Source organism: Mesorhizobium sp. WSM4813 (assembly GCF_055811555.1).
Map to the genome: position 1 here is coordinate 1 of NZ_JBVVQU010000146.1, position 910 is coordinate 910.

Sequence of the window (910 nt, forward strand, 5' to 3'; positions counted from 1 at the left end):
ACATAGAGACAGCACTCTTCCTCCCGTTTGCCATCGGTCACACGCGTGCGCTTGACCTCGCCGATGGCTGCGAGGCCGGCAAAGCCGTGCTTGCGGCCAAGCCCCGGCGCACGCACGACACGCGCCGCCCGCCGCTCCAGGCGCCCGTGGCTCACCTCCTCGGTAACGGCCAGCGCCGCCTTGGGCGTTGGGCGACCGGCGATGAGGCGCTCGGCATCGGCCAGAAGCAGCCCCTGATTGCCTTTCAGGGCCAGCACATAGTCGCCGCCGCGCCGCGTGATCTCCTCGGACATGCGGGTCGAGCAATGCAGCGCATCGGCCGTAATCACGGCGCCGCGCAGGTCGATCAGGCGCAACAGTTCGATGGCCGCCCTGGCCTCGTTGCCGCCCTGTGCCGGCAAGGCCGCCAACGTCATGCGCAACTGCGCGCCCCAGGCCGACACCATCATGCGCGGCGCGAACTGGCGGCCCTTCTCGAAGGCGCCACGCATCGACTTGCCGTCGATGGCGATCTGCCCCGCGCCGCCGGAAGCGCTCGCGACATGGCGCATGAAGCCGGCGAAGGCCTCGGCGAACGCCGTAGGGACAAGCTTGCGAAACAGCGCCGAGAAGGTGTCGTGCGACGGGATGCCATGCGCCAGCGTGAGCACATTTCGCAGCATCGCTTCCTTTTCCTGCCCAAAGCGCCAGATGTCGGAGCAATTCTTGGAGCCGCACAGCATCGCAGCGAAGGCAATGAACAGTATCTCGCAAAAATCGTGTCGAGCGTTCTGGTCGCGCGGATCGAGATGACCAAACACAGCCTGGATCGTTTCCATCGAGAGCTCCACAATAACGGAGTCCTCCCAAGAATCCACAACCCGCCAATTGGCAAGCAATTTCCCATCTACTCAAACGCGATTCCCCTGCC

1 protein-coding gene is annotated in these 910 nt (G+C 64.9%); it reads right to left on the bottom strand.

Features of this window, described 5'->3' with window-relative positions; genetic code table 11:
- On the bottom strand, positions 1 to 818 hold an 818-nt coding region (locus AC0L25_RS32410; protein WP_473599182.1), incomplete at its 3' end, for an ISAs1 family transposase.
- Between the last annotated feature and the right edge of the window lie 92 nt (positions 819 to 910).